Annotated in this window: 3 protein-coding genes; all 3 read right to left on the bottom strand. The window is 63.8% G+C overall.

The window, feature by feature from the left end; translation table 11 throughout:
* Nucleotides 1-64 precede the first annotated feature (64 nt).
* The 3 genes from QM470_RS20520 to QM470_RS20510 all read right to left on the bottom strand — a co-directional run bounded on the left by QM470_RS20520 (nt 65) and on the right by QM470_RS20510 (nt 14,147).
* Complete coding sequence (locus QM470_RS20520; protein WP_283340557.1) at nt 65-799, bottom strand: phosphoglycolate phosphatase; 735 nt, start codon at nt 797-799, stop codon at nt 65-67.
* Nucleotides 800-1,026: 227 nt separating this feature from the next.
* Nucleotides 1,027-5,214 (bottom strand): OmpA family protein, encoded by a 4,188-nt coding sequence (locus tag QM470_RS20515; RefSeq protein ID WP_283340556.1) that lies wholly within the window; start codon nt 5,212-5,214, stop codon nt 1,027-1,029.
* Nucleotides 5,214-14,147 (bottom strand): SdrD B-like domain-containing protein, encoded by an 8,934-nt coding sequence (locus QM470_RS20510; protein ID WP_283340555.1) that lies wholly within the window; start codon nt 14,145-14,147, stop codon nt 5,214-5,216. The genes QM470_RS20515 and QM470_RS20510 overlap by 1 nt, the downstream gene beginning before the upstream one ends.
* Between the last annotated feature and the right edge of the window lie 432 nt (nt 14,148-14,579).

Below are 14,579 nucleotides of genomic sequence, written 5' to 3'. Positions count from 1 at the left end.
TGGCGCACGGCATTGCCGACGCGTGTGGTTTGCCGCTACGACTACGGCCCCGTCACGGCCAAGCTCAGGCCAGCGCCGACACCGCCTGCAGCTGCGCCAGGCTGTCCACAAAGCCGTCGGCATCCACGCCGTGGATCGGTTGGCCGTGGTTGTAGCCATAGCTCACCAGCACCACCGGGCAGCCGGCTGCCCGTGCCGCCTGGGCGTCGTTGCTGGAGTCGCCCAGCATCAGCGTACGGGCGGGCGGGGTGCCCAGCGCCTCGCAGGTCCTGAGCAAGGGCATGGGATCCGGCTTTTTCCGGGGGAAGGAGTCACCTCCGAACACCTGCTCGAACAAGCCCTCCAGCCCCTTGGCCGCCAGCAGCGGCACGGTGAACGCCATGGGCTTGTTGGTCACGCACGCCAGGCGCAGGCCCGCATCCTTGAGCGCCTGCAGCCCTTGCGCCACCCCGTCGTACACGGCCGAATACTGGCCGTTGATGGCGATGTAGTGGTGCTCATACCGTGCCAGCGCCTGCGGAAACAGCGCCTGCACAGCCGCGTCCCGCTCTGCCTGTGGATGGCCGGCATGCTGCAGCACATGGGCCAGCACGCTGCGCAGCAGGTGCTCCGTGCCCTTGCCCACCATGTGTTCGACCGCAGAGGCCGGCAGCGCGGGCAGCTGCAGATCGGCCAGCATGCGGGTGATGGCCTCGGCAAAGTCGCCGATGGTGTCCACCATGGTCCCGTCCAGGTCCACGATGGCGGCATCCACATCCACGGTCTTGCGGGTATGGCCCGCTGGAAATTGCACTTGCATAGATATCCAAAAGTGGGCCGCCTGTGCGCACCCAGGCGGCACAAGCCACCAGAAACATCCCATCTTCATGGACCCTTGCCGGCGCAGCGCAGGTCCGAAGCCAGAGCCGCAAATTATCCCCGCACTCCGACGCATCTGCCTGCTGCCCGCGGCGCCATGAAAAAAGCCTTCCAGCACCAGGCCTGGAAGGCTTGCAGAACCCGCAGCGCATCCTGCGCGCAAATGGATCAGAACGTGCTCAGCACATTGATGAACCAGCCCCGGCTGCGGTAGGACAGATCGGTCAGGTCGTCCGAGTAGTTGGTGAAGTTGTAGCCCACCCCGGCCTTCACATGCTTGCCCACGTGTTTGTAGACCGCCACCAGTGCCCCGGCGCGGGCATCCTGCGCCTCCTTGGCGCGCAGATTGCGCACCTCGGTCACGATGTCCCACTCATGCACCCAGTGCCAGTCGGCACGCAGCACCACCAGATCGGCGCGGCTGGAGAACCACTCCCCTTCGGTCTTGTTCATGCGCAGCTTGCCCACGCGCAGGCCGTACTTGAAGCCCAGCGACAGCCAGGGCTTGGCGTCCCAGATGGTGTCGATCGAGAAGATCTGGCTCTTTTGCGCATAGTCGGCAATCTGGCCGTTGCTGTCCAGCTGGCCGGCCGTGGGGACGTTGTTGTAGCTGGTCAGCTTGACCAGCGTGTTCCAGCGGTCGTTGTCCACCGGGCGATAGGCTGCACCCAGCACGGCTTCATGGAAGTTGCCGTCATAGAAGGCACCGTCCGAGTTGCTGCTGCGCGAAATGTTGAACTTGCCCAGCAAGCGCCAGGCCGGTGTCAGCTGCTGGCCATAGCTGTTGCGCATCAACCAGGTGTCACGCGTCTGGCCATTGGTGTTCTTGTCCCGGCGCAGTTCCACGGCGCCGGCGTACTTGATGCCGTCGAACTTGTAGCTGGTCGAAAAGCCCACCGCCTTGCGGTCATAGTCGCCCCCCAGCTCGTCGCTGATGGTGCCGAACTCCACCTTGGAGCCAAAGTTCCAGCGGTCATTGGGCGCCAGGTCCACACCAAAGGCCTGCACCAGGCTTTGCGAGCCCGCGCCATCGGTGGCACGCACCTCGCCAAACAGCCGGGTGGTGTCGTTCAGGCGGTAGTTGGAGCCGGTCACCCAGCTGCCGTAGCGGCCACGGTAGTTGGTGTCGGGATTCTCGCTTTCCAGGCGGTAGTTCAGGTAGGCGTTGCTGCGGTCGCTGATGCGGTAGTCGGCGCCCAGCATGCCGCCGGCCCCCAGGTTGCCGCCCGAGGCTTCGGCGTTCAGTGCCCAGCGGTCGTTCAGGCGCAACTGGCCACCCACACCGGCACGGTTGTTGGCATCACGCTCTTCGGTGCGGTCCAGCGTGCCCTGCACAAAGCCGTACAGCGACCAGTCTTCCTTCTCCCCGGGCTTGCCGTCGTCCTTCAGCGGCACGTAGTCGGCACGCAGCTGCATGTCGGTACGGGCACCGTTTTGCGACAGCGTGGGGCTGGCATTGGCCACCTTCAGCTCGCGCTTGTCATGGCGCATTCCTACGGTGCTGCTCCATTCCTCACCCCACTGGTGGCGCAGACCCAGCTCGACGTTGTTCGAGGTCTGGTAGTCGCCCGCGCGGTCATCGGCCTTGGCCTGCAGCGTGGTGCGGTCGGTCAGCGGTAACTGGGCCTTCATACCCACCTGGCGGATGGCTTCGCCGTTGTAGGCAATCTGGCCGGGGGCCGAATAGCCTTTCTCGCGGTCCTGCACATAGGCACTGACCGTGCCCTTATAGGCGTCGGTGACCTCTGCCAGATCCAGCGTGCCTTCCACGCGGTAGGCCTTGGCCTCGTTGGGGCTGGCGCCGTTGACGGCATTGAAGCCGTAGCCGCCATCCACCGACGCGGTGGTGGTGATGTCGCTGACACCGCTGGAGCGTGCCACCTCGGCCTTGATCTGGGTGCCGGCGACCACGCGCACCGTGGCATCCACGCCCTGCAGCGTCTGGCGGTATTCGTGCTCGCCCTGGCGGTAGCCGGTCATGCCCACGCGCAGGTGGTCGTTCACCCAGTGGCTCACACGGCCGCCATAGGCCATGGAATCCACCGCGCTCACGCCCGGCACATACTCATAGGTCACCACCAGGTGCAGCGGGTTGCCCGACAGCGCGCTGGTGTAAACGATGCTGCCGGCCGATGCCGTGGACGGCAAGGGTGCGCTCAGCAGGATCCGGCCTTGCAGGTAGTTCACCTCATAGTCCTGGCCGGCCGCCAGCTGGCGGCGCTCGATCACCATGCCCGAATCACGGTCGCGCACTTCCACCCACACGCGCTCCGACCCCACGGTTACGTCCTGGTGGCGCATGTAATAGAGCGACCCGCCCGTGCCACGGAACTCTTCGCGGGCCCCCATGGTGCCGGGGTCGGCCGCAAAAGCATCCAGGCCGCTGCGGCGCTCGCCAAACGAAGTGGCCTCGTCCGAACGCCAGCGGGCGCGCGCGCCGTACAAACCGCGGGAGTACTGGATCAGCTCCGACCCGCTCCACGAGGTCTGGAAATTCCCCCACATGACCTGGGAATCGCCCTTCTCCAGCCGCACAAAGAACTTACCCTGCGTGGGCGCATCGTCCACCGTGGTGCTGTCGTCGCCGTACACCGGGTAGTACACATCGGGGTCGATGCGGCGCAGCAGGTAGCGCGGGTCTTTCTCGCTGAAGTTGCTGAACAGGTCCTTCAGCGGCTGCTCGCGCGTGTCCGCTGCCGCCGTCAACAGCCATTCCCCCTTGATCTTGCCCTTCAGGTAGAAGGCGCCACGGCCATCCACATAGGTGTCGTTGCGGTAGTGCTGCAGATCGTTGGTGACCAGCTCGGCCGGACCGGTGGTCTTGTTCTGCCCCACCGTCAGATCGCCCACCGCCACATAGAACCAGTCGTTGTCAGGGATGGAGACATTGCGGCGGAAGGTAGCCGTGCGGCCATCGGAGCCGGTCACGCTCACGTCCACGCTGTGGGGGCCGGTCGCCAGGATCTGGCGCGCCACAAAGCGGCCGTGGTCGTCCACCGGAATCTGCTGGCCCAGCACCGTCACGCGTTCACCCGGTTTGATCCGGGTGCCGCTGACAGTGATGGTGCCGCCCCGCACCGGGATGTTGCTGACCTGCAGCGCGTTCTCGCCCCAGCCCACCAGCGCCTCGCGGCCGGGCTTGTCCAGATCGTTCAGGGGCCGCGCCCGCGTGGCAATGTTCAGCGACTTGGTGGCGGTCTCATCAAAGCGTCCCTGGTGGTCATAGACACGCAGCACATAGATGTACTCGTCCTGCCCTTGCACCGGCACGGTCCAGGCCGTGGGCGCTTCCCATTGCAGCGGCAGCACCGCCAGGGCCTTGCCATCGGTGGGCTCGCCCTTGCGGAAGATACGCACCTCGGCCTTGGCAATCCAGCTGGCGTAGTTGCTCCAGCCACGGAACTGGGCTGCTTCGCCGCGCAGCGTCAGGTCCTGGGCGGACCAGACGTTCAGCGCCGGCTTGGCCGCCAGGTCGTCGTACTTGATCTGGATGTCGGCACGCTCCAGTGCCACATCCACGCAGCGCTGGCGATCGGCCTCGTTCACGGCGGCGCCGGACATGTCCTCACCATCCACCGTCACGCGGAAAGGCAGGTCGGCCGTGCTTGGTGCCGGTGCACAGGCATCGGCCGGCAGCGCAGCCACAGGGGCGGGCGCAGCGGCGGCAGGCACCACCTCATCCCACCACAGCGTGATGACCACGCGGCGGTTTTGGGACATGCCTTGCGGATTGCCGTTGCTCGCCACCGGTTGGGTTTCCCCCTTGCCGTCCATGGCCACGGCTTCCGCCGGCAGATTCAAGCCCTTGCGCAAGTAGCTGCCAACTGCCAGGGCACGTGATTCGGACAGCCCTTGGTTGTCGCGGAAACGGCGCTGGGTATCCGGCGCCAGGCGCTGGCTGTCGGTGTGGCCCACCACCGCAATGCGCACCCCTTGCTTGCCGGCCAGCTGCGCCACCACGGCATCCAGAGCCGCCAGCGACGCGGGCGTCAAATCAGCCTTGCCCGAAGCGAACAGCGCCCCGGAGGTGCCCGTTTCCGCCAATACCACCGCTTGCTGGGCAGGCGTCTGGGGCAGTGTGGCATTGGCCGCACGCATGGCCTGTGCATCCGCACGGGTCACGCCCGATGGCAGTTCGTACCCAAAGCCTTGCGGCACCTGCTCCGATGGAGGCGGCATGGCCACCGTCACCTGACGCGCGTTGTCCACGCGCTTGCCTTGCAGGGCTTCGGCCTCCCCATCCTGGGCCCAGGCAGCGGGGCTGCCCAGCAAGACCAGGGCCACCGCAGCGGCGACGGACGAGCGACTCCACTCGGGACGCGCCACCGCGCGCCCGTTCAACTTGATCGTGTTCATTAACGGACTCCCTCTGCCTTGTTCTGTTCGAAGGACTCCGTCTCGATCACCAGCGGTGGTGTGTCGTCCTCTTTTTCCTTCTGCTGCTGTGCCCGCTGGGCATAGCCATCGTGAATGCGTTCGGTCAGCGCCTTCAGGCGCTGGGCGGCCACATCCTTGCCTTCACCCGTCATGCGGTAGGCAATGCGCAGCACCGTGGGGCGCTGTGCCAGCTGCGTGATCAGTGGCTCCACCTGGCTGTCCCACTGGGCCGACAGTTGCTTGCCGTCCTGTGCAAAGGCACGGGCATCCACTTCCAGACGCAGCACCTTGTGCACGGTGGCGCCAAAGTTCAGCTTCACCATCTTGCCGCGGGTCACACGCACATCGCGCGGGTTCTCCGTGGTCATGCGGAAGCCCGAAGGCAGGGTGCGCTCGTCCAGCTTCATCACAAAGTTGCTGCCACGGTCTGCTTGCGGGATCGCCGCGCAGGCCACGTGAAAGCGCCCTTCGGCATCGGTCGTGACCAGCAGGCCACGGGCCGTCACCACCCGCACATTGGAAATGCCGGGCTCGCCCTGGTCCTGGTAGCCGTTGGCGTTCTTGTCGTCGAACACCTTGCCGATCAGGTCGGAGCAATCGAAGGTCGGATCCGGAACCACACGCACCGTGGCGCTGGCCACGTTGGAGATGCGTTCGTTCACCTGGCTGTTGATCGCCCAGGCCTGGTTCACATACTCACCTTCCCCCACACCGGCACCCACCGTCAGCAGCAGCTGGTAGGTCTTCTTCTCGTTGGTGGCAAAGCTCTGGTTCGGCCAGGTCAGCTCACGGCCGTTGACCTCGGGCTCGACCGGCAGCTTGTTCCAGGTGGCCGATCCCTTGCGGTAACGGAAACCCGGGGGCAGCATGTCGCGCACCCGCACATTGGCCAGGGCACCACCGCTCATATTGGTGGCCGTGATGGTGTAGGGCACCAGATCCGCCTTGGCCACATTCACCTTGGGCGTGGTCTTGGTCACCAGGATCGCGCCACCGGCCAGCACCGGGTCCAGCGGGATGTGGTTGTTCAGGATCTCCGAAGAACCACCACGCGTGATGTTGAACTTCAGGTAGTACTGCGTGCTTTGCTGCTGGGCCGTGAAAGGCGCCGTGTTCGCAAAGCCGGATGTCGACACCGGGCAGGTCTGCGGGTTGTGCAGCGCCTGCGACAGGCCTGGAGCCTCGCGCTGACCTTGCATCAAGGCCGGCATGCCACCGGGCAGCAGCGTCACATTCAGCGTATTCACACAGGGCGGGATCATCGCGGAAGTGCCCGGCAGGTAAGCCTGCGGCACCGACTGGATGGTCAGCACATATTCGCCACTGGGATATGCGTTCTGGAGGATGAAGCTGTAACGGCCATCTGCACCCGTCGTCTGGTTCTGGAAGCTGGCGCCGCCCACCAGGTGGACCGACGGATCGAACACCCCCGTCCCGTTGTACGCAATGCCCACCACGGCACCAGCCACAGGCTTGCGCGTCACAGCGTCATACACCACACCTTCCGGGTCCAGCGGCAGGTTCTGCTCCACCAGGACATCGGTGTTCTTCAACACCAGGTTGGTGATCTGTCCTCCCCCCACGGTACCGGCGTTGTCGCCCGACGACGTCAGACTGGGCAGCACGTTGCCGTCTTTGGTGAAGCGAATGCTGAAAGTCGGATGACCAGGCAGGCTGTCCGTGGTGGGCAGCCCTTGCGGGTACTGAGGGCAATGCAGGTTGTCGAATTGGTAGAAGCCTTCGCTGTTGGTTTGCACCACACAGATCTGCTGCCCGGTGCTGGTGCTCAACGTTGCGGTCCAGTCAAACTGGCCATCGGTGTTGAAGGGATCGCGCACGCGGTCATGGCTGTGGTCCATGTATACATACCCGCTCACCACGGGTGGCAGCACGCCCAGATTGGAGGTCGTCGGCACCACGCCAAACAGGTAGCCACCGATGTTGCCGGCATTCGCCGCAATGGCATCCGCCGTCAGAGAGATCGAGGCAATCGCGTTGTAGCCCGGCTGCGTGCCGAAGTAACGGTTTTCCACCTTGCCGCCCACCACACCGGCGGTTTCCTTGCCATCCGCATATTGGGCGGAGAACAGCTCATTCACCTGGTTCTGGCTTTTGGCCAGCTGATACACACCCGGAGGCACGCCTTCGAATTTGTAGTTGCCATTGGCATCGGTCACGGCAGTGCAGAACGCAGCGCCACGCAGGCTGCAAATGTCTTCACCGGTCGCCGTCGTTCCCGACAGCGTCACCACAACGCCCGCCAGGCCCTGCTCGTTCGCATCCTTCGTGCCCGAGTTGTTCAGATCGGCATAGACCGTGCCGCTCAGGCTGCCGCCGCGCTCACCAAACAGATAGCCGGTGGCGTTCTCCGCCTGACCCAGCTGAATGTTCGAGATGGTGTTGCACTGTGCCGCATCGCAGAACTGGCTGTTATCCACCGTACCGCCCTTGGTGCCGGCTGTTTCCTTGCCATCCAGCATGCCGGAAGGTTGGGTTTCCACCAGCTGATAGTTACCGGAGGGCAGTCCCACGAAACGGTAGTTGCCCTGGTCATCGGTCGTCGTCGTACGGGAGACGGCGGCACCGGACGAGCTCGTCCCCGTCAACGTCACCGTCACGTTGGGCAGACCACGCTCGTTGCTGTCCAGCAGACCGTTGTCGTTGTCGTCGCGGTACACCGTTCCGGCCAAGGTCGATGCCTTGTCACGGAAGTTGTACTCCTCACCCGACTCGCCGGACTTCAGCACCACGCCAGTGATCACGTTCGGCTGCGTGCTGTTGCCCGCCGGATTGCCTTGGACCGTACCCGGCTGTCCTCCGCTGGCGGGGAAGTCGCCAATGTCCGCCGGCTGGGTCTCCGTGAGGGTGTAGCCATTGCTGTCGGAAGGACGCAGATCCAGGAAGCTGTACTTGCCGTCCGGGCCGGTGGTCGTGGTCTTGGTGACCGGGTTGCCCAGGTCATCCGTGCCCGTCAATGTCACCGTGACGCCGCCCAGACCTTCCTGGGGGTTCAGGTGTCCATCTTCGTTCACGTCGTGATAGACCGAGCCGCTGATGCTGGTGCCCTTCACCTCGCCGAAATTGAACTCGGTGTAGGCCTTGTCCGCAGTGAACTTGATGGAGGCAATCACGTTGCCGGTGCTGTTCACACAGGCCGTGCACTCGCTGCCCGCCACCAGGCCCTTGCTGGTCTTGCCATCCAGCCAGCCAGCAGGCTGGGTCTCGGTGACCGTGTAGCTGCCGTTGTGCAGGCCATGGAAGCTGTAGTAGCCATTGGCATCGGTGGTGGTGGTGAGCGACACGGGGTCGCCTTGCTCCGTGGTACCCGTCACCGTCACCGTCACTCCGGCAATACCGGGATCGGTTGCGTTGTCACGCACGCTGTTGCCGTTCTTGTCATGGTAGACATAGCCGGACAGCCCCCCCGTCTTCTCTGCAAACAGGTATTCCGTCACGGTCGGACTGGAGGGTGTCAGCGTGATGTTGCTGAACTTGCTGTCGCCATTGGGCTCATCGCTGCCAGTACCGCCGGCATTGCCGGGCGTGTTGCTGCTGTTGGCATAGTCCTTGGGCTGCGTTTCCGTCAGCGTGTAGTTGCCGGCAGGCAGGCCTGGGAACTTGAACTTGCCATCTGCCCCCGTCAGCACCGTGCAGCTGCGGCCTTGCGCAGCCAGCACCGTGCACACGTCCTGGCCGTCCACCGTGGTTCCCGACAGGGTGATCGTCACCCCCGGCAGGCCGGGTTCGCCAGCGCCTGGCTGGGTATCGCCATTGCTGTCCACAAACACGCGACCGGGCAGGTCGATGCCCTTTTCTCCGAAGTTGTAGTTGGAGCCAAATGTGCCTGCCAGCTTGATGCCGGAAATCACATCATTGCCGGCAGCACCGCCCAGCGTACCGACCGTTTCCTGGCCGTCGAGATAGCGGTTGAGCGGCGCCTCGGTTTGGGCCTGCTCGGTCAGGGTGTATCCCGTCGTGCCGCTTTCCGGAAGGCCGACAAAGCTATAGCCGCCATCGGCACCGGTGGTGGTGGTGCAGGGCTGCGGGCTGATCACCACGCAGACATCACGACCGTCCTTGGTCAGGCCGGACAGCGTGATCTTCACACCCTGGATACCAGGCTCACTTGCATCCAGCACGCCGTTGCCATTGAGGTCCACATACACCTTGCCTGACAGGCCCTCGCCACTTTGACCAAAGTTGTAGTTCTGGCCCTGCTCACCCGCCGCCAGCGTGATGTCCGTGATGTGCGTTGCCGCCTGCACGCCGCTGCCCACGCTGGGGCCGCTGGCCGCGCCAGACTTGCCGCCCTTGTCGCCAATCTGTGCACCCACATGGTTCATGCCCGAGATCGGTGTGATGCTGACCTGGTAGGTGCCAGGACGCAGGTCCGGGAAGCTGTAGGCCCCGCTCACACCCGTCGACACCGTCGCATTCACCGGTCCCTTGTCGTCCGTTCCGGTCAGCGTGACGGTCATGCCCGTCACGCCCGAGGTGTCCACGCCATCGCGGAAGGCATTCTTGTTGCCGTCGATGAAGGCGTAGCCACTGATGGCAGCGGACTTGAGTTCACCAAAGTTGTTGCCCGTGGCCACCCCGGCGCTGTGCAGCACGATCTGTTCAATCGTGTTGCCATACACACCCGCCGCAGCCACCTTGCCAGCCGTGTTGTGTGCATCCGCTTCGGGCTGCACGCTGGTCTTGCCGTTCAGGTAGCCCGTGGGCTCCACGGTCTGCTGCACGGTATAGCCCAAGCCATTCGACGGAGGCAGGCCCGTGAAGCTGTAGCCCGATGCATTGGAAGCCTGGCTCAGCGTCAGACCGAACGTGCTCAGGGCCTGGCCGTTGTAGGCCGTACCGGTCAGCACCACGGTCGAAGCCGCGGCAATCTTGTTCTCACTGGCGTCCAGTGCTGCGTTGTTGTTGCTGTCTTCGTAGACCCAACCCTTGATCTGTGCGGCCTTGAGCTCTTCAAACGCATAGCCGGTCGCAGCCGTCGCAACGTCCTTGGCCAGGGTGATCGCGGAAATGGTGTTGCTTGCCGCCGCCGAGGAGCAGTTCAGCGCGCCATCACAGGCATCCGCAGGCTTGTTGCCGCCTGCAGTGCCCAGCGTTTCCAGGCTGTCGTAATAGCCGACGGGCTGGGTTTCCACCACGGTCCAGTTGCCTGGGGGCAGCTTGTCAAACAGGAAATTGCCCTGCGCATCGGTCTTGACCGTCAGAACCGGGTATTCCTTGCCGGCACCAAATTCGTGGCCATAGGCATCCGTCCCCGTCAACGTCACGGTGACGTTGGGAATGCCTTCGCCGCTGGTGAATGCCTTGCTACCGTCATCGTCCGAATACGTCACCCCGGCAATGCTGTTCTTGCGCACCTCCACCTCCGCAGGGGTGGACTGGTTGGCGTCGTTGGGGTCCAGCGAATTGGTGGGTGCCACCTTGCCCACATTGGAAATCTTGGTGGGTGCAAACGCAGGGAACGATGTGCCGTCCTTGGGATAGGCCGCGCGCACAGGGATGGTCAGCGCCACGCTGGCCTGGTCCGCCAGCCCGCTGCTGATCTCCACATCACACACCAGCTGGCCATAGCTGCCAGGCTGTGCGCCCGTGCTGCAATTGAGCGTGCCTTGCGCAATCGTCGCCGGCCCATTCAGCATCAGTCCCGCCGGCAGGTCGTCAGTGACCTTGAAGGTATAGGCCGTCGAGGGGCCCTTGTTGGTCACCGTCAGCGTATAGGTGAACGGCTCATTCAGGTCCACCACCGGCTTGCTGACCGTTTTGGCAATCGCCAGGTCGGTCTTGGGGTACACCGTGGTGGTTTCTGTCACCGCGTTGTTGCTTGCAGGGCCTTCAAACCCGGCCCCGCCCGTCACCTCTTTGGAAGTCACCTGGGCCGATGCCGTATAGGTGATGCTGCCCTTGGGAGCGGTACCGCCCTTGGTCTTGTAGGTGATCAGCACCGCCGTGGATGCATTGGCCGGCAGCTGGCTTTGCGCCAGCGTGCTGTCGAGCTGGCACGTCAGCTTGCGTGCGGAGCGCACGCATGCCGCCAGAGCCGTTGCATTCGCGGTGACAAAATTGCCGGTGGCAGATGTACCCGCGGCATTCACGTCCGCCAAAGTTGCCGGTGTGATGCTCATGTAATCGGCATCAAAACCGCTCGGCGGTGCCAGGTCGATCTCGAAGCTGAACTCCGACGCCAGCGAGGGGCCGGTATTGGTCAGCACGGCGAGGTATTTGATCTCGTCCTCAAAACCCACCGGGTCGTACTTCGTCACTGCGCTGGTGGGGCTCAGCTGGTAGCCATGTGCCTCCGTCAACTTGACGCTGATGTCCAGCTTCGGATCCAGCACAGCCAACTGTGCAGCGTTGCTGTCGTTGCTGCTGTTGCTGTCGTAGGTGGTGGTGGAAATCGTGCCCGTGAAGCCCGCACTCTTGCCTTGCAGGCTGAAATCCGGCGTCACGCTGAAGCGCGGCTGCAGGGTCTGGTCCGCCTTGAGCTTGGTGCCCGCATTGGCGGTGCACGTCACAGGCCCGGCACTGGTGGTGGCCGAGCACAAAAAGCCAGCGGGAGCAACAAGGCTGGCGGTATCCAGCAGCAAGCCAGCAGGGATGGGGATGTCGACCTTGACCTCCGCCGCATCGTTGGCGCCCAGATTCTTGATGCTGACCGTCACCTCGGTCTTCACGCCCACCTGCAGGCTGCCTTGCGTAGGCGCCACGCCCGTCACGGCCACGTCGGCCACCGGCACAATCGTCACCGGCACCGACGCACTGTTGTTGGCGGGATCCGGGTCCACCACATGGGGGGCGAACACCGTCGCGGTGTTGTTCTTGGCCGTGCCATCGGTGGCAAACGGCCGCTCCAGAGTGATGGTGATGGTGCGTGTGGCCTGGGGGCTGAAGTCCTTGAAGGTGCATGTCAGCTTGTGCGCAGCGTCCACCACGCAGGATTCGCCAGCACCGGCAGCCGGGCTGGCGACCGGTGTGATCTTGGTGCTCAGACCCGACACACTGACATAAAAGCCCTGGAGGTCATCCTCGACCACATATTCGTCCACCACGCCCTGGCTTGCATCCTGCGGATCCACGGCATTGTTGTTCTTCACCGTCAAGGTGTAGCTGTAGCTGTTGGTGGTCGCCGTGACATTGGCGGTGTTGACCGTCTTGGTGATCGCCAGATCGGCCTGCACGGTACCGGCCACAATGCTGGCGTTCTGGCACACCACATCCTTGGCGGGCGGCACCTGATCGGGCGAAGCCACCGGGCATGCCTGGTTGCCCAGCGACACATGGGTCTGGCCCGCGGGCAGCCCTGTCAGATCGACCTGGGTGTAGATCTTCAGATCCGGCGCCTTGGCCCCGACCGCAATGCCATTGCCTGCGGGCACGGTGTAGGTACAGGTCAGCTTGCGATGCACACCGTCGGCCGCTTCGGAGCACGCCCAAGGGGCATCCACATGGTCGTACTTCTCGTACGACGACAGCAGCAAATCGGTGATGGTCAGCGTGCCGCCGGCCGCGCTGGTCGAGCTGGGTGAATTCGTCACCGTGATGGTGGACAGCATCAAGTCCCCGTTTTTCACCGGTTCATTGGGATTGCTGGTCTTGGGCGAGGCAGGCCGCTTGGTCTTGGTCAGGTCCAGATTGGCGTAGTCGTCCACCACACTCCATGGGCCGGAGCCCGCGGTGTTCTTGCCTTCCACCGGGCCCCCACGCGCCGGCGTGGCAGATGCCGAGCCCTGTGCCGTGGCTGCGCCCGATGTCACCGGGATCTTGAAGTCGCTCGACAAGGTGTTGGCCTGCAGCGCGCCTACGGTGCAGGTCACAGTGCTGCCGGCCAAGGTACAGCCAGCAGGCATGGTGCCTGGGGTGAATCCCGCCGGGATATCGCCCTTCACCGTCACACCGGTGGCGGGGAAAGGCCCCTGGTTCTGCACCGCCAGGATCATGAATCCCGGATCGTTCTTCACAAAGACCGGTGTCCCCGTCTTGCTGGACTGCATGGTGAGCCTGCCCACCAGGGTCGTGGCCGGCGTGATGTCGACCACCACGGCCACCGCTTCGTTGTTGGTCGGGACAGGATCACCCGACAGCGCCCCACTGGGCACGCTGACCGAAGCGGTATGGGTCAAGGTACTGCCACCCGACACCTTGAGCACCGTGCCCGTCACGGTGATGGCCGATGCCTGCCCACCCACAGCCACGGCGGCACCACTCCATTCGCAGCTGATGCGGTTTCCACTCGCCGCACCGCAGGACCAACCCGCACCGCTGGCCGAAGGACTGCCATAGTCCCCGGCGGGGGGGAGGTTCAGGGTCACCGTCATCTTGCTGGCAGCGTTGGGGCCGTGGTTGCCGACGACCACACTGAACGCCAGCTTCTCGCCTGCCGGCACCGGATTCTGGTCCGCCCCATGCGAGACGAAGTACAGATCCGTACCCTCCTGGGCCGTGATGGTCTTGGGCAAGGTGTCGTTGCCCGGGTTGCTGTCCGTATCGCCCGCAGCCACGGTCACCACGGCCGTGCTGTTCATGGCCGTCGGCTGTATGGCCTGGGCCTGGAACTTCAGGCTCACATCGCTTTGCTGCGCCAGCGCAGGCAGGGTGCACGTCAGCGTGCTGGCGGCGTAGGTGCAGCTTCCCCCCGGCAATGCCCAGGTTCCCGGCTGGAACTGCATATTGGCAGGGATCGGCACTTCCAGCCTGGCGCCGGCAGCGGCATTCCCGCTGATACCGCTGTTGGATACCTTGACCGTGAAGTCCACCAAGGCGCCGTTGTAGACGTTGTCGGGCTTCCAGTCATAGCTGCTGACCGACAGGTCCACACTGGCGGCCAGCGCTCGTCCACCGCCCATGACGACCAGCACCAACAGGCACCAGCGCATCCACTGCACCAGCCATGCATGCATGTCCCGGAAAGGCGTTCGGGTGGATGGCTGCCGCTTGCGGCACCAAAGCGATGGAGGATTCGACATGTGAGACTTTCCACAGCCCTGGACGGTCCACACAGGGGACAGCACAGGCAAAGACAAAACGAAAAAAAGGAACTCAAATTCCGGGCAGAACGCGCGGATCAGCGGCGGTACAAACCGCACAACTTTTGATACAAATTTTAAGAAATGTCTTAATTAGCTGTAGGACAAGCGCTCAACGTTCACATTCTTTGACTATTCAGACGGAATTTTCATCAACTACACAACATCAATTCCATTCTTGAGTGAGTGCAAGCAAACAAAAAGAAATTAATAAGAAAAATAACGCGCAAAAAAGAAAACCGCGCAAAGCGCGGTTTTCTTTTGATCTGTGGCGCGCTACCCCGCGCGCCTGCACCTCTGCGGCCT

It is taken from the genome of Comamonas sp. 17RB (assembly GCF_030056555.1).
Taxonomy (GTDB): domain Bacteria; phylum Pseudomonadota; class Gammaproteobacteria; order Burkholderiales; family Burkholderiaceae_C; genus Comamonas; species Comamonas terrigena.
Note: the sequence above shows the minus strand (reverse complement) of the source record. Positions and strands in the feature narration are given on the sequence as shown.